Origin of the sequence: Dechloromonas sp. H13, from assembly GCF_009469615.1 — a bacterium.
GTDB lineage: Bacteria > Pseudomonadota > Gammaproteobacteria > Burkholderiales > Rhodocyclaceae > Azonexus.
The window spans coordinates 146,266-166,420 of sequence record NZ_SSXX01000003.1 but is presented as its reverse complement, the minus strand read 5'-3'; the positions used below and the strand labels follow the sequence as shown (position 1 = coordinate 166,420).

10 protein-coding genes are annotated in these 20,155 nt (G+C 61.5%); 6 read left to right on the top strand and 4 right to left on the bottom strand.

Features of this window, described 5'->3' with window-relative positions; genetic code table 11:
* Window positions 1-59: 59 nt before the first annotated feature.
* Genes GH660_RS09110 through GH660_RS09100 form a run of 3 tightly spaced genes read left to right on the top strand, consistent with a single transcriptional unit; the run spans window position 60 to window position 3,311 of the window.
* Window positions 60-1,331 carry a tyrosine-type recombinase/integrase gene (locus tag GH660_RS09110; protein ID WP_153146352.1) on the top strand — a complete coding sequence of 424 codons (1,272 nt, stop codon included), beginning with the start codon at window positions 60-62 and terminating at the stop codon, window positions 1,329-1,331.
* The gene (locus GH660_RS09105) at window positions 1,315-2,304 is read left to right on the top strand and encodes a tyrosine-type recombinase/integrase (RefSeq protein WP_228276431.1); all 990 of its coding nucleotides are present in this window, start codon (window positions 1,315-1,317) and stop codon (window positions 2,302-2,304) included. Before GH660_RS09110 ends, GH660_RS09105 begins: the two co-directional genes overlap by 17 nt.
* Window positions 2,301-3,311 carry a site-specific integrase gene (locus tag GH660_RS09100; RefSeq protein WP_153146351.1) on the top strand — a complete coding sequence of 337 codons (1,011 nt, stop codon included), beginning with the start codon at window positions 2,301-2,303 and terminating at the stop codon, window positions 3,309-3,311. The genes GH660_RS09105 and GH660_RS09100 overlap by 4 nt, the downstream gene beginning before the upstream one ends.
* Window positions 3,312-3,633: 322 nt before the next feature.
* On the opposite strand, the gene GH660_RS09095 is transcribed toward GH660_RS09100, so the two are convergent.
* Window positions 3,634-5,640 (bottom strand): ParB N-terminal domain-containing protein, encoded by a 2,007-nt coding sequence (locus tag GH660_RS09095; protein WP_153146350.1) that lies wholly within the window; start codon window positions 5,638-5,640, stop codon window positions 3,634-3,636.
* A 329-nt stretch (window positions 5,641-5,969) separates the two neighbouring features.
* Between GH660_RS09095 and GH660_RS09090 the strand changes: the two genes are divergently transcribed.
* Both GH660_RS09090 and GH660_RS09085 read left to right on the top strand, forming a co-directional pair.
* Window positions 5,970-6,608, top strand: coding sequence for a GGDEF domain-containing protein (locus tag GH660_RS09090; RefSeq protein ID WP_194266275.1), 639 nt, complete (start codon window positions 5,970-5,972; stop codon window positions 6,606-6,608).
* Window positions 6,609-7,258: 650 nt separating this feature from the next.
* The gene (locus GH660_RS09085) at window positions 7,259-12,166 is read left to right on the top strand and encodes a DEAD/DEAH box helicase (protein ID WP_228276430.1); all 4,908 of its coding nucleotides are present in this window, start codon (window positions 7,259-7,261) and stop codon (window positions 12,164-12,166) included.
* 490 nt (window positions 12,167-12,656) lie between these two features.
* Here GH660_RS09085 and GH660_RS09080 read toward each other — a convergent pair whose 3' ends face one another.
* From GH660_RS09080 to GH660_RS09070, 3 genes are all read right to left on the bottom strand, one after another.
* On the bottom strand, window positions 12,657-13,106 hold the full coding sequence (locus tag GH660_RS09080; RefSeq protein ID WP_153146347.1) for a hypothetical protein: 450 nt from the start codon (window positions 13,104-13,106) through the stop codon (window positions 12,657-12,659).
* A gap of 1 nt (window position 13,107) precedes the next feature.
* A complete protein-coding gene (locus tag GH660_RS09075; protein WP_194266274.1) occupies window positions 13,108-14,751 on the bottom strand; it encodes a DUF1566 domain-containing protein in 1,644 nt (547 codons plus the stop codon).
* 900 nt (window positions 14,752-15,651) lie between these two features.
* Window positions 15,652-17,595 carry a sigma-54-dependent Fis family transcriptional regulator gene (locus GH660_RS09070; RefSeq protein WP_228276429.1) on the bottom strand — a complete coding sequence of 648 codons (1,944 nt, stop codon included), beginning with the start codon at window positions 17,593-17,595 and terminating at the stop codon, window positions 15,652-15,654.
* A 403-nt stretch (window positions 17,596-17,998) separates the two neighbouring features.
* Between GH660_RS09070 and GH660_RS09065 the strand changes: the two genes are divergently transcribed.
* Window positions 17,999-20,146, top strand: coding sequence for a hydantoinase/oxoprolinase family protein (locus GH660_RS09065; RefSeq protein ID WP_153146344.1), 2,148 nt, complete (start codon window positions 17,999-18,001; stop codon window positions 20,144-20,146).
* Window positions 20,147-20,155 lie beyond the last annotated feature (9 nt).

Sequence of the window (20,155 nt, the reverse complement as noted above, 5' to 3'; positions counted from 1 at the left end):
AAGTTTCATGATTGTCTTCCCCGGCGGCCATCGGGGCCGCCTTCAACGAGGAGACGATCATGGATTCGCTCAACTCTGATGGAGCCGGCGCGCTGGCGCTGGAGCCGTTGTGTCAGGCCGCTGCGCACGAACTGCGGATGCGCAGCTACACCATCCGCACCGTAAACCGCTACAAGCGGGTGTGGGAGCAACTGGCCGACTTCGCCCGTGCCCAGGGCCTGCCTGCCGAGTACACGCGTGAGCTGGCCCTTCGCTTCGAGCAGGTCTACGGCTTGCGCGACGGCGAGGTGCTCAAGCTTGGCCAGCGGTGGCGCCGGCACCTCGTCTACGGCATCAAGGTGCTCGATGACTTCGCCCGCACCGGCACCATCACCCGTTTCACGGTCGAGACCACCGGGCTGCGCGTGCCGGTGGGCATGCACAAGGTGCTGCGCGAGTACGAGCAGTACGCCAGAGAGCGCCGGCATCTGCGGTCGACCAGCCTGGCCGAGCGCATGCACAACATCGCAGTCTTCCTGGACTTCCTGCGCACCCGAGGCCTGGAGTCACTGGACATGCTGCAGGCCGAAGACCTCAGCGCTTTCATTCGGACCCGAACTGCCTGGAAGCCGAGAACCGTCTCGTGTGTGTCGTCCGGCCTGCGGCAGTTCCTGCAGTACCTGTTCCTGCGCGACATCCTGCCCCGTGACCTCAGCACCGAGATACCGACGATCCGGCTGGCCAGCAATGCCACGGTGCCTTCGGTGTGGGAGCCGGAGCTGGTCGAGCGGCTGCTCGCCGTGGTCGATCGCAGTTCACCCAAGGGCAAGCGTGACTACGCCATCTTGCTGCTCGCCGCACGCCTGGGCCTGCGCCTGGGCGACATCAAGCGCCTCACGCTCGACCACCTGTACTGGACCACGTCCACGATCGAGATCGTCCAGAACAAGACGGGTGAACCGCTGGTCCTGCCTCTGATCGAGGAGGTCGGCAACGCACTCATCGACTACCTGCGAGCAGGCCGCCCCCCGGTGGAGCACCGGCACCTGTTCACCAACCTGACGCCGCCGTTCGACCCCATCTGCGAGCGCGATCGACTTCACCGTGTCGTCGCCTATTGGCGAGAGCTGGCCGGCATCACGTTCAGGACGCCGCAGCGGCAGGGCCTGCACTCGCTGCGCCACACCCTGGCCACCCGGCTGCTCGGTGCACAGACGCCGTTCCCGGTCATCTCCGCCGTGCTGGGGCACGCCTCGCCGGCAACGACCTTCATCTACGCCAAGGCCGATGTGGAGACGCTGCGCATCGCCGCCATCGATCCGGAGGAGGTACGCCATGGCCATGCCTCGTAAGCCCGTAACGCTCACCGGCAACAGCCCCTTGGCACCTCTGATGGCGCAGTTCGTTCAGGAGAAGCGGGCCTGCGGCTACCGCTACGACGAATGCGCGTCGAGCTTGCGGCGCTTCGACGCCTATCTGTGCCGCCAGGGCTTGCAGCAAGTCGAGTTGCCGAGGGCTGTGATTTCATCGTGGCTGGCCAAGCAGCCGCACGAATCCGGGAAGACCCAACGCGTGCGGATCAACATGGTTCGCCAGTTCGCTCTGTACATGCGCCGGCTCGGCCTTCCCGCCGATGTGCCCGATCAGGGGACCGGCGCCAAGCAGTCCAAGTCATTCCTGGCGCGCGTCCTGACGCACGACGAAGTCCGCCGCCTGCTCGATGCCGCGGACCAGATTGAGCCGAGGGCGTCTACACACCTGCGCCACCTCGTCTTGCCAGAGCTGCTGCGCGTGCTGTACGGATGCGGCCTTCGCCTCGAAGAGGCACTGAGCCTGCGCATTCGGGACGTTGATCTGATCCAAGGCGTGCTGCACATCAATGACACCAAGTTCCGCAAGGATCGTCTGGTGCCGCCCGCCCAACCACTGGTCGTTCGTCTGCAGAAGTACGCCGCCACGTTGGGTCCGCGACCGGCGGATGCCTATTTCTTCCCGTCACCGCGCGGCGGCCCGCTTCACGGCAGCGGTGTGTACCGCAACTACAGGGACCTGCTGCAGCGATGTCACATCGGCCACGGTGGTCGAGGAGAAGGGCCTCGCCTTCACGACCTGCGCCACACCTTCGCGGTGCACACCCTGCTGCGCTGGTACCGCGAGGGCGCCGATCTGCAGGCCAGGTTGCCGGTACTGGCCACCTACCTTGGCCACGCCTCGATCGACGGCACGCAGGACTACCTACAGATGACGGCCGATCTGTACCCGGAGATCGTCTCGCGATCAGACGCGGCCTTCGGCGACGTCATTCCGCGCAGGAGGCCGTCATGAAGCCGACCGACCTGTCCGTGCACGTGACCAACTTCCTTACGCGCTACCTCGCTGGCCAGCGCAATCTGAGCCCGAACACGATCAAGGCCTACCGCGATGTGTTCACGCTGCTGCTGCGCTTCGGGCGCGACGGGCGCGGCATCGCGGTCGAGCGCCTGGGCCTGGCCGACATCGACGTGGCCTTCGTGGAGGCCTTCCTCGATCACCTGGCGCAGGAGAGGCAGTGCTCGATCCGCACCCAGAACCAGCGGCTGGCTGTGCTGCACGCGTTCTTCCGCTACGTGCAATCGGAGGTGCCGGAGCGGATGCTGCAGTGCCAGAAGATCATGGCGATGCCGTTGCGACGCCATGTCCAGGTGCCGGTGGCCTACCTGTCCAAGGACGAACTGACCCAGGTGCTGGCGCACCCCGATCCGGCCACACCGGCCGGGCGGCGCGACGCGGTGATGCTCAGCGTGCTGTACGACACCGGCGGCCGGGCACAGGAGTTGATCGACCTGAACGCCCACGATGTGCGCCTGACGACGCCGGCCCAGGTCAGGCTGCTGGGCAAGGGGCGCAAGGTGCGCGTGGTGCCGTTGATGGACGCCACGGCGCAGTTGCTGCGTGACCACCTGCGAGAGAACGATCTCGACCGGCCTGAGCGCGGCCACCTGCCACTGTTCCAGAACCGCCACGGTGGGCGCTTGTCGAGGTCTGGCCTGCGTTACCTGCTGCACTGTCACGTGCAGGCAGCCCGGTCGGCGGTACCCGGCTTCACGCAGAAGATCAGCCCCCACAGCCTGCGGCACACCAAGGGCATGCACCTTCTGCAAAGCGGCGTGTCGCTGGAGATCATCCGCGACTTCCTCGGGCACGTGGACGTCAAGACGACGCAGATCTACGCCCGGGCGAACCTGGAGATGAAGCGGCGCGCGCTGGAGAAGGTGGCCGGAGAGTCGCCATCGGTAGCGCTGCCGTCCTGGCAGCAGAGCAAGTCGCTGCTGGACTGGCTGCGCTCGTTGTAGGCCGGCGCCAGCCCAGCTTCGCAGCCTCGGCCGGTCCGGGGCTGCGGGGTGTTATGCGGAGACAGGGTCACCAGGCTCCCCGGAAGACGGGGCTTTGCGGGCCTTTCTGCGCATAACCGCGGACTGACCACAATATACCATATGTGTAGCTGCACATATTCCAAACATCGGCACGATCATTAAGCCAGGAGGCCAGCCGGTTGGCTCGCCCGAGCCGAAGGGCGACGATAACGACGGGGCGGCCATGCCGGTGTGAGCGGCGTCCGGACAAAGCGGTGCTGGGCGGGAACGATTGCGCCGCCCGGCACCGCCTTGGCGTGCCTCACGCCGTCACGGCTGGCTCGCCGGGCACCCTGCGCGTGTCATCCGCTGCCGCTTCGGTCTGCCTGGTCTGAGCGGTGTTGATGCGCAAGCAGGCGGGCAACCAGCCCGCGCCGGCCACCGTCTGTTCCGCCCCCGTCACCACGGCATCCTTTTTGAGCGCGGCCAGCGGACTGGCAGCATTGGCATCGACGGCCTCGGTGACGACCTCGAGGACACGTGCCTTGGAGACGAGGTTAAAGTAGGAAGCCCCCGTGGCCGTCCACCATTGGGTCATGTCCAGCCCCAAGGCCCGCGCCAACGCCTCGTTGCTTTGCCGCTCGGGCTCGGTGCCATAGATACCGGTGACGGTGACCGCAACGACAAAGGTCAGCAGGTGCAGCGCCGTCGCCTGCTCCTGGGCGAGCAGCCACGGGAAGATGTCCTCCAGGTTCTCCGGTAGCCGCTCGGCCCAGGCCGTGCGCTCGGCCTGAAGCTTCGCCCAGGCGGCACTGGCCTCCATGTCCTCGGCGGCGGATCGGAGTTCGGATTGGCTGTCGGTCGCGCTGATGGCGAAGACGTTCTCCGAGCGGCAATAGTAGAGATCGTTGCCCCGGAAAATCTTTTGCGCCAGATGTGCGGTGATCGCGGCCAGCGCCACGTCGGGGCGGTCGAGCAATTCGGCCTGGACGGCGGCGACCCGGTGGGCGGTGAGGCAACGCACCAGCTTCTCGGAATGCACCGGGCGGGTCTTGGGCGACGGCAGCGACACCAGTGGGTCGTCGGTGCCGTTTTCAGCGGCTTGGCGGGCGGCCTGGACCATGTCGTTGCGGTCGTCGGGGCGGATCAAGCCGTACTTCACCGCGACGGCGCCGTTGTTGGCGACATGGACGACGCAGCCGGCCTGGGCCATCAGGTCCGCCGGCCACACGCTGAGGGCTTCGTCGAGCGCCTTGCGTTGCTCCTCCAGGCCTTCGGCTTCGCCTTCGAGCTGATAGAAGGTCTCCTCGTCGCCGTCTTCGTCGGCCAGCCTTTCCATCTGCGCGTGCAGCGCCGCGATGCGATCATCCAGGTCCGCCAGGGTGGCCGCTTCATCGGCATCCGGTTGGCGCTTCGTCTTGCGCAGTTCGCCGTACTTGACGTACTCGTCGAAGGCATAGCGGACTCGGACATCGACCCATTTCCAGCCTTCGGCCGCGATCTGCTTGGCCCGCTTTTGCAGCTTGTCGGTCGCCAACTTTTCCAATAGGGCCGCATCGAGGAGGTAGACCTTCTTGTCGTCGTCGCTGAAGAGGTCGCGCCGTAGCGCACCGCCGGCCTTCTCATAGGTCTTGAGGGTCACGTACTTGGCGACGGTATCGCGGTCGGACTCGATCTCGCCTTGGGTCAGCAGTTGGCGCAGGTAGTCGGGACGGCGGTTCCACGACGGCAGCGCGGCCCAGGTCTGCTCCTGCTTCTGGTGATCATCCACCGAGGCCAGCACCATCAGGCAGTCCAAGCCGATCTGATCTTCGCGAAAAAGGGCCATCAGCTTGGGCGAGACGGTGGCGAGCTTCATGCGGCGCTTAACCACCAACGGCGTGACGCCGAAGGCAGCCGCCACGTCCTCGACCGACTTGCCCTGCCCAATCAGCTTCGCAAAGGCCGCGAATTCGTCGGCGGGATGCATGGGGATGTGGAAGACGTTCTCCGACAGGCTGGCGATTAGCGCCCGGTCGGCCGGCACGATCAGCACGGGCACGGGGTAGTTGTCGGCGAGGTCGCCGTTGCCCACCAGCAGGGTCAGCGCGTCGAGCCGGCGACCACCCGCGCAGACCTCGTAGCGGCCGCGTGCGCCCTGCACGACGACGAGGTTCTGCAACACGCCGCATTCCTTGATCGAGGCCGCGAGTTCGACGATGCTCATCTTCGGGGTGTTGCCACCGGCGCGCGCCTGATAGTCCTGCGAGAGGACCAACTTGTTGAAGGGAACGAAGGTACGGGGTGACGCTTCGATGATGGCGTCGATTTCGGCTTTCGTGAATTTCATACAGAGTGCTCCTGAACGGTTGAAGGAGGCATGCCGAGGGGCATGTCCATGCGTTCAGAATCTCATCCCAACCCCGCCCTTCAAGCCTCCGGGCGTCGCTGTCAGAAGGGATGCGCAAACACGGACGGCAGAGCCCGTGTAAGTCAAATGGCATTCGACTCGATCCATCGGCCCGCCGGTGTCGCGCCTAACCTCGAAACGGTGCCGCCAAACCGGCCGTTCCTGCTGGGCGCCCCTGCCGCCGACCACTACGCTGAGGCCCTCTTCCGCACCCAGCACAGGCCTTCATGCATTCCAATTCCCAGCGGCGACATCGGCGGTCGGTCGTCATGCAGCGCATCGCGGGTCTGGAGCGGGCGCTGGAACAGGCGCAGCACCTGCTCCACCAGGACGATCTCACACCGCTCCTGAACCGTCGCGGATTCCGGCGCGCCTGCGACCGGTGGTCCGGCAACGGCCCGATGGCTATGTCGGCCTGCTGCGCGATGATCGACCTGGATGGCTTCAAGGCCATCAACGACCGGCACGGCCATCCGGTCGGCGACGCCGCGCTGGTTCACTTCGCCGCCACGCTGCGCCGGCATCTGCGTCCCGCCGACACCATCGCGCGGCTGGGTGGCGACGAGTTCGCCCTGATCCTGATGAATTGCAGCGGCGGCGATGCGTGCCTGCTGCTGGAACGCCTGCAGCAGGCACTCGCCGGATCACCCCTGTCAGTGCCGGGTGGCGCCGTGCCGCTGCGGTTCTCTGCCGGGGTCGCCGAGCTTCATGCGGCTGAATCGCTGGGGCAGGTGTTGGAGCGTGCCGATGCCGCCTTGCTCGATGCGAAGCAACTGGGCAAGGCGATGGTTCGCCTGAACGTTCCACCGGCGCGGTCTGCGCGGGCGGCCACGGCGAGCGCGGGCGACCGACAGACCGCTTCAGCGTGCGTTCCCATCGCCATCGATGAATGGGAAAGCGACGAGTAGTCGAATCCTCGACCGCGTGCCGCACCAAATGCCGGCGTCGTTGGACTCCACCCGATTGGACGCGCATCAAACCCCTCACTGCTGGTGGCCCATGGCCGCTCAACCCATTGCCACCCGCAATCCGCCTGCTCCACCAGGGATTTCGCAGGCGAATGGCCGATCGGTGCGCACGGCCACTCGCCGGACGGCACACTATTAGGGCATCTGGCTTCGGCCAACGCGCGCTCGTTCGAGCGCTCCCGAGTCGCCTCGGGCGTTGCGGTCGTTACCCGCATTCTTGTCGTGGCAGCGCTCGATGGCTGCCCCTGGTTCCGCGCACTACGCTGAACTGAGCCCTGCGCCGGCCGACGCTCGTCGGCTGGTTTCCAAGCCCTGGCGCTCGCCGCCTCGTACCCGATATGCCGGCTTCGCCATGAAGCCCGGCCCGGTCGCGTACGTCTGGCCTTTGCCAACCGGTCGTCTACGACCGTTTTCTTGCCCATCCCACCCGGGGAGCCCGCCTCCCCGATGGGGCGTTGTGTTCCCCGTTTTCCTTGGAGAACACACCGATGGCCCGTCCTACCGCGCCTTCCCTGTGGCTGCCCGGGTTCGACCCGGCGGCCCCGACCCTGCCCCACCCTGCAGAGCAGGTTTTCCTTTCCGTTTCTTGCGTGCCCGCCGAGCCTGTCGAGGCCATCCACGTCGAGAACCTCGTCGACGTCGAGCAAGAGCAGTTTGTGGACACCGGCCGCGCCAACTGGCGGGTGGTGGCCACCGCGACCGAGGCCGCCCGGCGCATCCTCTGGCCGCAGCTGACCGGCACCGACCTGGAGCACTTGACCGGCCCGACCGCGAAGTTCGAGGCCAACCTGGCGGCAATCACGCTCCTGCGCCAGATCGAAGCCGAAGGCCGGCCGGCCACTGCGGATGATCGCCAAGTTCTTCAGCGCTACACCGGCTGGGGCGGCCTCCCCGCCAGCTTCAATCTCGAAGCCGCCGACAGCGCCTGGGCCGAACGCGCCCGTCGCTTGCAGGAATTGCTTCCCGCTGAGGACTACGAATCGGCGCGCGCCTCCGTCAACAACAGCCACTACACCGAGGTCCCCGTGATCGAGGCGATATGGCAGGCGGTGGAGCGCTTCGGTTTCACCGGCGGGCGCATCCTGGAACCCGCGGCTGGCATCGGCCATTTCATCGGTGCCATGCCGCGGAATCTGGCCGAGCGCAGCAGCATCACCGCCGTCGAGATCGACCGGGTCTCGGGCCGTATCCTCAACGCGCTCTACGCGCCCGGCGGCGTGGACGTGCGGATTTCCCCTTTCGAGAAAACTCCCCTGCCCGACCACTGGTTCGACCTGGTGATCGGCAACGTCCCGTTCGGCAAGTACAAGGTCGCCGACGTGAGCAACCGGGCCTATGCCCGTTTCAGCATCCACAACTATTTCTTCGGCCGCGCCCTCGACCTGGTGCGCCCCGGTGGGCTGGTGTGCTTCATCACCAGCAGTCACACGATGGATGCCCAGTACGACGCAGTGCGCGAGTACATCGCCGCCCAGGCTCACCTGCTGGGTGCCATCCGACTCCCCAAGGGCACCTTCGCCGGGATCGCCTCCACGGAGGTACAGACCGACATCCTGTTCCTGCGCAAGCGGCAGCGGGCCGAGGCGGTCGAGGCCAAATGGTTGAAGCTGGGCACGGTGCCCGATAGTCTCCGGCACTCCCAGTGCTACGAGCGTTACCTGCCGATCAACGCCTGGTACGCCGAGCACCCGCATTTCTGCATTGGCCGCATCCGCCGCGAGAGCAATGGCTACGAGGAAGTACCGGTCGCCGTGTTCGAGGGCGACCTGGAGGCGGCCCTGGCCGAGCGCATCGCCTTGCTGCCGGCCGGTGCTTACCGGCCGGTGGCGCACAAGGCAGCCCCGCTGCGAGTGGTGGTCCCGGCCGAGGCCGGTGCCCGTCCTGGCAGCTACCGTCTCCACCAAGGGCGGGTGCATCGGGTCGAGGGCAGCGAGATGGTCGACGTCCATGACCAGCTCAATGCCACGCAGCGGGCCCGCGTCACCGGCCTGTGTGCCATCCGCGACCACGCCAGGGCCCTGCTCGATGCGCAGTTGGCGGATGAGGGCGACGGTCGGCTGGGTCACCTGCGAGCCATGCTCAATGGGACCTACGAGCGCTTTGTATCGCGCTATGGCTGCCTGTCCACGCGCGCCAATGCGCTGGCGTTCCGGCGCGACCCGGACTATCCGCTGTTGCTGTCGCTGGAGCATTACGACGAAGAGGCCGACACGGCCCGGAAGGCTGCGCTATTCACCCGGCGCACGCTGACCCGGGTCGTCGAACCGAGCACCGCGGGCGAGCCGGCCGAAGCGCTGGCGGCGTCCATCCAGTGGCGCGGCCGGGTCGATCCGGCCTACATGGCCGAACTGCTTGGGGCACCCGAAGCTGCGGTGCTGGAGGCACTGGCCGGAGCGGGGCAGGTTTTCCTCGACCCGGCCGACGGGGAATGGAAGACCGCCGACGACTACCTGTCAGGCAACGTGAAAGCGAAGCTCAAGCAGGCGGTGCTATCCGGGAGTACCTACCAGCGCAACATCGACGCGCTGGAACAGGTGCAACCGGAAGACCTGCCACCGGCGGCCATCGAGCCGCGCCTGGGCGCGGTGTGGATTCCGGCCCTCGACGTCGAGGCGTTCATCCAGCAGGTCCTGGAACTCAAGGACTGCCAGGTGGGCTACTCGGCCGAAGCCGGCGCCTGGTCGGTGAAGTACGGCGAGTGGGAAGCGCGGCAGAACGTGAAGGTGACCCAGGAATTCGGCACCTCGCGCATGAACGCGATCGAGCTCGTGCAGTGCGCGCTCAATGTGCAGGTGCCGACCGTGCGCGACCGCGATCCGCTGACCGACAAGTATTTCGTCAATCCCGACGAGACGCTGGCGGCGCGGGAGAAGCTGGGCCTCATCAAGGAGCGGTTCGCCGGCTGGGCCTTCGAAGAAACCGAACGCCGCGAGAAGCTGTGCAGGATCTACAACGACCTGTTCAACGCCACGCGGCCCAGGCGCTTCGATGGCTCGCACCTGAAGCTGCCGGGATTTTCCCGCTGCTTCGTGCTGCATCCACACCAGTTGGATTCGGTGTGGCGCATCGTGCAATCCGGCAACACCGGGCTGTTCCATGTAGTCGGTGCGGGCAAGACGGCGGTATGCGTCATCGCCAGCATGGAGTTGCGCCGGCTGGGTTTCATCAACAAGCCTTGCCATGTGGTCCCCAACCACATGCTGGCCCAGTACACGGCGGAATTCGTCCGGCTCTATCCGAACGCGTCGGTGCTAATGGCGAGCAAGGAAGACCTGGAAGGCGACCGCCGGCGCGAGTTGGTGTCGCGCATCGCCACGGGCGATTGGGACGCGGTAGTCATCACGCACTCGAGCTTCGAGCGCATCAGGATGTCGCCGCGATTCAGCGAGCGATTCATCAAGGAGATCATCCATGAAATAGAGATGGCGGTACGCGCCGAGAAGAGCAACGACCGGTCCAACCGGATCGTCAAGCAACTCGAGGCGATGAAGAAGAACTGGGCGGTGCGGCTGGAAAAGCTGTCGGCCGACCAGAAGAAGGACGACCTGCTCAGCTGGGAACTGCTGGGTATCGACGCCCTGTTCGTGGACGAAGCCCACCTGCACAAGAACCTCTACCGGTTCACCAAGATGACGCGGGTGGCAGGCCTGCCGCTGACCAGTTCGGAGCGCGCCTTCGATCTGTTCCTGAAGACGCGCTACACGATGCAGCTCCATGGGCATGCGCAGCGGGGGGTGGTATTCGCGACGGCGACGCCGGTGGCCAACACCATGGCCGAGATCCACACCATGATGCGCTATCTGCAGCCCAACCGGCTGGAGGAGCTCGGGCTGCAGCAGTTCGATGCCTGGGCCGCCACCTTCGGCGAGAGCGTCACGGCGCTGGAGATCGCGCCGGACGGCAGCGGCTATCGGATGCACACGCGCTTCGCCCGGTTCATCAACGTGCCCGAGCTGATGGCGGTGTTCGGCGAAGTGGCCGACATCCGCACGGCGGAGATGCTGGACCTGCCGGTGCCGAAGCTGCGCGGCGGCAAGCCGCGCATCGTCGCCTGCCCGGCGAGCCCATCGCTGAAAGCCTTCGTGCAGACGCTGGTCCAGCGGGCGGAAGCCATCCGCAACGGCGACGTCAAGCCGAACGAAGACAACATGCTGGCGATCACCACCGACGGCCGCAAGGCCGCGCTGGATTTCCGGCTGGTGGCGCCGCTGGCGCGTTTCGACGAAAACGGCAAGGTGGCCGCCTGCGTGCGGGAGGTCCATGCCATCTGGCAACGCACGACGGACTTCCGCGGCGCCCAGTTGGTGTTCTGCGACTTGTCGTCCCCCAAGGGCGGCAAGAGCTTCAGCGTCTATGACGATCTGCGTGACCGGCTCATCGGTGCGGGCATCCCCGAGAAGGAGATCGCCTTCGTCCATGATGCCGAGACCGATGTCCAGAAGGCGACGCTATTCAAGGCGGTGCGCGAGGGCCGGGTCCGGGTGCTGCTGGGCTCCACCGCCAAGATGGGGGTGGGCACCAATGTGCAGACGCGTCTCACGGCCTTGCATCACCTCGATGCGCCCTGGCGTCCCTGTGACGTCGAGCAGCGCGAGGGGCGCATCCTGCGCCAGGGCAATGAGTGCGAGGAGGTGGAAGTCTTCCGGTATGTCACGGAAGGCAGTTTTGACAGTTACATGTGGCAAACGCTGGAGACCAAGGCGCGCTTCATCGCCCAGGTGATGAAGGGCGACCAGGGCATCCGGTCGCTGGAGGATGTGGAATTGGCGGCACTGTCCTATGCCGAGGTGAAGGCCTTGGCCTCGGGCAATCCGCTGGTGATCGAGAAGGCCGGCGTGGACGCGGAGGTGGCCAAGCTCTCGACGCTGTTCTCGGTATGGCGCAACCAGCGCTATGCCAACGAAAGCGAAGTGGGCCGGCTGCCGATGATGATCGAGGCGCTGGAGAAGAAGGTCGCGCTGTACGCGCAGGATGCGGCCCGGATCGAGCCGCAGACCCTGCAGGGCATCGCCATGGAACTGGCGGGGCGCAAGATCGTCGGCCCCGATGCGGTTGGCGAAGCGCTACGCGGGTTGGTGAAGACAGCCAGGGAAGAGGTGCGCACGGCCAGCCGGATGATCGAACGGATCGTCGGCCGGTTTGGCGGCTTCGACCTCGGCATGCTGGCGGCCCGTGGCGACCAGCCGCCCAACCTGTACCTGGCGGGACACTGCCTGTACAACGCCGAACCTTATCAAACCGGTCCGGCCCTCGTGGCCGCCTTGCTGGGTGTGCTGGAATCGGTGGGCAAGCATCACGCCGATGCCGAGATCCAGTTGGAAACACGCCGCAAGCGCCTGGAAGACCTCCGGCTGGAACTGGCCCGATCCTTCGAGCATGAAGGCCGGCTGACCGATCTGCTGGTCCGGCAACGCGAGTTGCTCAAGCAGCTCGACCTGGACAAGGACGAAGCCGGTAGCGCGAAGGTCGACGCCGAAGAAGTACGACAGGCCGCTTGAGCTGATTTCACCCCCACGGCCGAAAGGCTGTGGGGGTAGCGGTAATCGTCGCCACGTTCCACACCCATTTAAAGGCCAGACTCTGCTCAGGTCTTTTTCTTTTCTGCCGATGGGCCAGCCCTGCCTCCGTTGCGACGACGGATGCGGCCTCGTGGCAGCGCCGTCAAGGCGACAGCCGCTGGGGCGGAAGGTTTGCGGATTCCAGTCACCCGTGGGCATAGGGTTCAATCCGACGTGATCAGTGATTCCGGTTCGACTTGGTGGATCGCGCCAAAGGCATGACCGAGCGAACGGCAGGAGACGACGAAACGGTCATGCGCTCTCAAAGCCGGCGGACGGCAGACGACCCAAAGCGGAAGTTGACGCTTGAGAAAAGCTGTCGTTTAACGATTTGACCACCGACTCGGCGGGGCGCTATCGTCCAGTTTCCTGGTGAAATGATCCATTTATAAAAGTGCTTTTTTCCGATTAATTGGAAGTTTTTTCATGTTCATTTGATCTCCAAGCGATAGATGTTTTGTAAGGCACTGATGGCGTCATCCAGTAGCTGGCCGAGGGCGGCATTTGGCGTGCTCTCATCGCGCGCTAAGACGTTTTCTTCACGTAGGTGATGCGCGACATCACTAACCGTTTTCACGTCGGCTCTTGCATGATCGGAGATCATGGATTCGAGAGCCATGACGCTCTCCCTTATTTCTGAAATTCGCTGCTTTAGACCGGTAACTTCCTCATCGGCCATACCAAGCACTGCTTGGCCTGTGAGCGACTTCAGGTAGTGAAACTGGTGCAACAGTTTCAGAATCTGCTCAATGCTCGCTCTCTTCAGCAGTGAATTCTTTTGGAAGGTGAAGGTGCTCTTTACTACGCACAGAGCAAGGATGGCAGCTATGGCAGAACTGATTGCGGCGACGGTTTGCAGGATTGTGTTGTAGTCAATCATGTCAACAAATCAAATAGGGAGCGTGAATTGCCCTTTTGTTTCGCAAAACTTCCGGGAATTTAACTCCCTGCCCACAAATTATTGAAAGAGATTTCATTTCGCTGAGCCATTCTGGTAGCGAATTAATCTGTGTAGCGGATACGTTCAAGAACCGCAGATTTTCCAAGCGTAACAGTGATCTCGGTAGCTCTGTGATTTGAGTTCTGCTCAGGTCAAGTAGCTCAAGGTTGGACATACCAGATATTTCGTCTGGAATTCGCTTCATTGGTGCTCCGATGATACTTAGGCTATGCAGCCACGACATTGCAAACACGTCATTCGGCATAGACTCTAAAAGCGCATTTTCAATTATAAGAATTTTAAGGCTTTTTAGCTCAACTAGACGGTGCGAAACTTCCCTGAGCGGCGCTTTACATACCAGACTTTTTAGCTTGGAAAGGTTGTAAACGCCATTTGAAATCTCTGTAAGTTTGTCTGATCGAATATTAATTTCCAGCAGCTGAGCGAGATTGCCAATAGATTCGGGAAGATGATCGAAATGTCCGCCGATGAAGAATTTCTCAAGTTGTTGAAGCTGTCCAATCGAGTTCGGAATTACGGTGATTTCATTGCTGGAAAGATCGAGGGATCGTAGCTCGCCAAGATCACCAATAGAGTTCGGGATAGATTCGAGTTTGTTTATTTTTAGATCGAGACTCTGAAGTCGTTCGAGTGATCCTATTGCCTCATGGATCTTTTTGAGGCCGAATAGGTTAGCCCTGAACGACACAAGATGACGTAAGTTCCGGACTGACGCAGGAATTTCTTCTAGACACGGTTTTTTGTAAGGAGCGTCAAGCACTAGTTCCTCAAGACCAGTAATAGAAAACAGTACATCTTCAATTCCCAGATTTGCTTTGCAGCTAAGGAATTTAAGGTTCGGCAGCCGGGATATTTCAGCGGTGGGCCTCGCCAAACCCAGATGTAATCTCTCTAGCTCTTCAATGTTTTTCTGCGTTACAGGAAATTCGAAAAGTTCATTGCTCTCGGCCCAGTCGCGCAAACATATTGCCCAGTCGCAGAGAAACTGGGTGTCGATCCCACGGACGAGGATTAATTGCGCAGAGTTGTGGATTGTGTCTTTCTCGAACCCGGCATAATTGCCCTCTGATCCCCACCTGATTTTTCCCTCCGAGTATTCTTCCGTTGTTGATTGTCCAATGTCAAAGTTCCACCATGCTCTTTCCGTCCAGTGACGGTAAGGCGTGCAGGACTCGTAATTACCTCTAAGCCTGTTCTTGAGACCCTCTTTGACATAGCAACCAAACTTGTTTTTTACGTTAGAGCTTAGAGTCTTCAACTCGCGCAGGGTAGGCACTCGCCAGTCATCGTGACCACCGTAGCTAGTTGCATTCAACCGTTTTAAGTCCAACCACATCATATGGTCTTCAAATAGCCACGTTAGCCCAGTGTCGGTGTCTGTCCACACAAATATCGACCCGTCCGCCTCTTCGATCATGTTTTTATGCTCTTCGGTGAGGCTGGCATACTCTGAGTCCCAGATGTACAAATCTGTATTTGGTTTTCGTTGAATCTTCCCGATTCGTATTTTCTTTAGAAAACTATTGGCATCGCTAAAACTAGCGAAAAGCAAGTGTTGGCTCATCAAGCGCATCCCGTGTCAGTCGTAGAGAGAAGCATTGCGAAGTGCAAGTGGAATCCGTGCGCCGAGCGGAACCAGAAGTGAGTAAGTCACGTAAGCCATATTTAATTTTTGATTGACTCTGCGACGCGCCGCGAAGTTTTGCGCCAGCAAGTTCTATGCGCAATTTTCAAATCAGTATCTCCACTTCACCAATATAGTGGCAAAGCTAGGGGCAAAAAACTTGTTAAGAATACCCCATTACATGGTGAATGTCGGCTTGCTGATACGCGTCATTACCGTCGGCTTCTGGCCGGTAACAGCCTGATGCCGCTTGGTTACTCGCTGAAGGGCTGCCACCGACCCTCAGCCGACCTACAGCATTCTCCAAAGCTGCCGCACGCCGAGCTACGGATTTTCGCGTTTCGCTTCTACGAAGCCGCCGTTCGCGGACTCACACGTTCGGCCAACTGCTGCCGCTCGTCGTTTCCCCAAACCGGCCATCTGGGCTACCGCAGTACTCCGTAACCTGCCGTCGGGCTGATTCACACAAATCGGCCTTTGCCGCCGTTGGCTGATCGCTAAATGTCGGTCAGCAGTCCGGCAGTAAGTTGCCGTTGGGCCCTACATCATGGCGAGCGGCAGCTTTCTCATTTAGCGAATACGTACTCCCGACCCGGAGCCGACGTAACCAAGATGTATGAACGGACATTCTCCGTCTCAAAATGGCAATGGGCGATGCTGATTACAGACCGGTCATTTGCATTTCGTGTGGAGTAGTGCCCGCAATTGGTGTCCGGATATATAAGCTTGTACCCAAATGCGGAGGTGGACGTAAGGCCCAACTGCGATCATAGGCAGTCATGCAGATCTTTGAACGAAAAATATATTTCAATGACCGAAACTCAAAAAGCCCTACTATCTTTACGACAATGACCCAGCTGTCGGTAGGTCGCGCATTGCTGCCAACTTCACGTAGAGCGTGCTACGCGAAATCCCCAGTGTTCTCGCGGCCATTGACAGGTTGCCGTGGCAGTTGGCAATTGCAGCATTGATTGCCGTGCGCTCCATTTCAGCCAAGCGGCCGGCTACCATGGCAGGTGTACGTTCACCTAGGGTCAGCACCGCATCGATCGTAGCACCGACAATATGCGGTGGGAGCTGGCTGCTGTCGATACGATTCCCATCGCTTAGCGCAAACATGGCTTCAAAGACATTCTGCAATTCACGGATATTTCCCGGCCAGCGATAACGCAACAGATGGTGCAAAACATCCGGAGCCAGGCTTTTCGGTGGGCAGCCGTATTTGCGGGCCAGACGCTGGTTGAGATTGCCGATGATCGCTTCGGTATCCTCGGGGCGCTCGCGCAAGGGTGGCAGGTGCAGACTGATGACGCAGAGTCGGTGGAAAAGATCTTCACGGAAGCGGCCGGTACCGGCATCCGTTTTTAGATCTCGATTGGTTGCAGCAATAATCCGCACGGACACTTTGCGTTCCTTGGTATCGCCAAGCCGAACGACCACGCCATCCTGAAGCACACGCAAGAGATGGGGCTGCATATCGAGCGGCATCTCGCCGATCTCATCAAGAAAAAGGGTGCCGCCATTGGCTTGTTCGAATTTGCCTGGCAGCCCGCTGCGGCGAGCGCCGGTAAAGGCTCCTTCGCTGTAACCGAACAATTCGCTGGCCAGCAACTCGCGGGTTAAAGCACCACAATTGACGGCAATGAAAGGTCCGTCCGGCTTGTTACTCGCCTTGTGGATCGAGCGCGCAAAGATCTCCTTGCCTGCACCGGTTTCACCGAGCAGCAGAACCGGCAAATCAAGCGGGGCAATCCGGCGTGCCCGGTTCTTTGCCGTCGTAATGGCTTGGCTGGTACCGATAATCTCGGCAAAGATTTCGTCGGTTGCCTTGCTGGCCGGGGTGGAAATGGCCGATGCTGGCCGACCCGGCGCACCGATCGGGATAACCAGCAAGGTGCCCAGGTCGCCATCGCGGGAACGCACGGGGTGCAGCCATTCCGAACGCAACCAGACCGGCATCTGGCGAAGGCGTTCATCGGGATGGACGGAAAAATCGAGAACGGTCAGCTGACTGCCAATTTCGAAGGGCAGGCGCACGCCATACATCTCGCGGGCCTGCTGCATGCTGCCGCTGGTTTTGACTATACGGCCACGCTGGTCGAACAGCACGACACAATCGTTGGCATATCGGGTAAATCCATCCATTGCCTGCTCGAGCAAACGGCTGTGCAATTCGGCATCGCGCCGGGCCAGAATACCCTCAATCTGCTTGGCCGCCGAAATAACCAGGCCCAACGTATGGCCATGGAAGGTTTCCTTGACGCCGGACACGTCCACGACGCCGAGCAGATTCCTGCCCAAAGGGTCGAGGATGGGTGCAGCGGCGCAGGTCCAGTGCTTGACGTCAATGCAGTAATGCTCACTAGCGTAGATTTGCACCGGCTGATGCGTGGCAATAGTGGTACCGATGGCGTTGGTGCCGATCAGTTCTTCGCTCCAGCAGCCACCGGGCGCCAGATTGATTTGCTCACCCGCGTCGCGCGCTCGGGTCTCGCCATTCAGGTCGAGAATGGTCCCGCTGGGATCGCTCAGCATGATCAGGGTACCGGACTCACGCAGGATTTCTCGCAGCGTTTCGAGTACCGGTTTAGCCGCCTCAAACAGATCTTGGGATCGCGCGCGTAGTTGGAGAATCTTGTCGCCATTCGTAGTAGGCGCGCTGCCAATGGCCGGATCGACCGCACCGGAGCGGCTGCGTAGCCAGGAGTTGAGCACGACTTTACGTACGCCATGGCCGCTTAGCGGCCGCCCCTGAAGGAAGCTTTCCCAGGAGCTGGCGACCACAGACTCATCGACGGTTCGTGGAATTAGAAGATTGCGATGAGGACACACATCAGGCTCGCTGGGGGCTCCGGAAAAATGGCGACGGAACAACAAATTTACCTAATCATAACCCTAGCCACCAACAGCCGAGAAGTCAATAAAAGTCTTTGCAAATCAATTGGTTGTGCGGCGCAATAAAACCAAGAAAAAGTGTCCGGATTCCGGACAGTGTGATTTCAACGTCGATATTCCGGACGTTTTCACGCCATTCTCCGGACAACTATCGTTTTGTCAGACATTTCGCCAAATCACTGTTTTATTGGAAAACATTTGGCATTCGATGATTTTTTTGTCTGCTGGCCCGCCCCTTGCCATTAAGTCAGCGTGGGACATCTCACACACACACCAATGACAGGAGACAAACATGCAAATCGAGCAGTCAAACGTACAGGTGATGGGCATCGATGCCGGCGGCACGATGACCGATACCTTCTTTGTCCGGGCCGACGGTCGCTTCGTCGTCGGCAAGGCGCAAAGTAACCCGGGCGATGAATCCCTCGCCATCTACAACTCATCGGTCGATGCCCTGGCCCACTGGGGGCGCAAGGTCGACGATGTCTATCCGGAGCTCGCCACCTGCGTTTATTCCGGCACCGCCATGCTCAACCGCATCCTGATGCGCAAGGGCCTCAACGTCGGCCTGATCTGCAACAAGGGCTTCGAGCAGATTCATTCCATGGGTCGCGCCCTGCAGAGCTATCTCGGCTACGCCCTGGAAGACCGCATCCACCTCAACACTCACCGCTACGATGATCCTCTGGTCCCTGTCTCCCGGACGCGTGGGGTCACGGAACGGACCGACGTGCAAGGCAAGATCGTCATTCCGCTTCGCGCGGATGAAGTACGCCAGGCCACCCGCGAACTGGTCGAAGCTGGCTCCCAAGCCATCGTCATTTGCCTGTTGCAATCGCACAAGAACGAGAGCAGCGAGCAACGGGCACGCGATATCGTCCGCGACGAACTGAAAAAGCTCAAATCCGATATCCCGGTTTTCGCCTCGGTCGATTACTACCCGTCGCGCAAGGAAAGTCACCGGATGAACACCACCATCCTCGAAGCCTACGGTGCCGAACCCTCGCGCCAGACACTGAAGAAGGTCAGCGACCGCTTCAAGAAGCATGGTGCCAAGTTCGACCTGCGGGTCATGGCGACGCACGGCGGCACAATCAGCTGGAAGGCCAAGGAACTGGCCCGTACCATCGTCTCCGGCCCGATCGGCGGGGTGATCGGCTCCAAGCTCCTCGGCGAATATCTCGGCGACGAAAACATCGCCTGCTCGGACATCGGCGGCACCAGCTTCGACGTGGCGCTGATCACCAAGGGCAATTTCGCCATCAAGTCCGACCCGGACATGGCCCGCCTGGTTCTCTCCCTGCCGCTGGTCGCCATGGATTCGGTCGGCGCCGGCGCCGGCAGCTTCGTCCGTCTCGACCCCTACAGCAAGTCGATCAAGCTTGGCCCGGACAGTGCCGGTTATCGTGTCGGCACCTGCTGGCCGGAAAGCGGCCTGGATACCGTGTCGGTGTCCGACTGCCACGTCGTCCTCGGCTACCTGAATCCGGATAACTTCCTAGGCGGCGCCATCAAGCTAGACGTCCAGCGCGCCCGCGATCACATCAAGGCGCAGATCGCCGACCCGCTCGGTCTGTCGGTCGAGGATGCCGCCTCGGGCGTCATCGAACTGCTCGACCTGACGCTATCGGAATACTTGCGTGCCAACATCAGTGCCAAGGGTTACAACCCGGCTGAATTCACGTGCTTCTCCTACGGTGGTGCAGGTCCGGTTCATACCTACGGCTATACCGAAGGCGTGGGTTTCAAGGATGTCGTGGTGCCGGCTTGGGCTGCCGGTTTTTCGGCTTTTGGCTGCGCCTGTGCCGATTTTGAGTACCGCTATGACAAATCGGTCGATCTGGGCGTCGCCCAGTTTGCCAGCGACGAGCAGAAGATTGCCGCCTGCACGACCCTGCAGCAAGCCTGGGAAGAACTCGCGACCAAGGTAATCGACGAGTTCGTCATCAATGGCTACAAGGCCGAAGACGTACTGCTGATCCCTGGCTACAAGATGCAGTACATGGGCCAACTCAATGACCTCGAAATCGTCTCGCCGGTAACGACAGCGGCAACTGCCGCCGACTGGCAGCAGATCATCGAGGCCTTCGAGAACACTTATGGCCGCGTTTACGCCAATTCGGCACGCTCGCCGGAACTCGGCTTCTCGGTTACCGGCGCCATCCTGCGCGGCATGGTCGTAACGCAAAAGCCGGTCCTGCCGGAAGATCCGGACGCCGGCCCGACGCCGCCCCAGGAAGCCTATCTCGGTACCCGCCCGTTCTATCGCCACAAGAAATGGGTGGAAGCGGCGCTGTGGAAGATGGAAGGTCTCAAGGCCGGCAACCACATCGTCGGTCCGGCCATTATCGAATCCGACGCAACGACCTTCGTTGTCCCGGATGGCTTCGAAACCACCATCGACAAGCATCGCCTGTTCCATCTCAAAGAAGTCAAGTGAGGAGACCCA

What these genes read in the sequence shown, in the direction of transcription:
- GH660_RS09105 (WP_228276431.1), top strand. Translation starts at nt 1,315, where the DNA reads ATGGCCATGCCTCGTAAGCCCGTAACGCTCACCGGCAACAGCCCCTTG.
- GH660_RS09090 (WP_194266275.1), top strand. Translation starts at nt 5,970, where the DNA reads ATGCAGCGCATCGCGGGTCTGGAGCGGGCGCTGGAACAGGCGCAGCAC.
- GH660_RS09080 (WP_153146347.1), bottom strand. Translation starts at nt 13,106, where the DNA reads ATGATTGACTACAACACAATCCTGCAAACCGTCGCCGCAATCAGTTCT.
- GH660_RS09110 (WP_153146352.1), top strand. Translation starts at nt 60, where the DNA reads ATGGATTCGCTCAACTCTGATGGAGCCGGCGCGCTGGCGCTGGAGCCG.
- GH660_RS09075 (WP_194266274.1), bottom strand. Translation starts at nt 14,751, where the DNA reads ATGAGCCAACACTTGCTTTTCGCTAGTTTTAGCGATGCCAATAGTTTT.
- GH660_RS09095 (WP_153146350.1), bottom strand. Translation starts at nt 5,640, where the DNA reads ATGAAATTCACGAAAGCCGAAATCGACGCCATCATCGAAGCGTCACCC.
- GH660_RS09065 (WP_153146344.1), top strand. Translation starts at nt 17,999, where the DNA reads ATGCAAATCGAGCAGTCAAACGTACAGGTGATGGGCATCGATGCCGGC.
- GH660_RS09100 (WP_153146351.1), top strand. Translation starts at nt 2,301, where the DNA reads ATGAAGCCGACCGACCTGTCCGTGCACGTGACCAACTTCCTTACGCGC.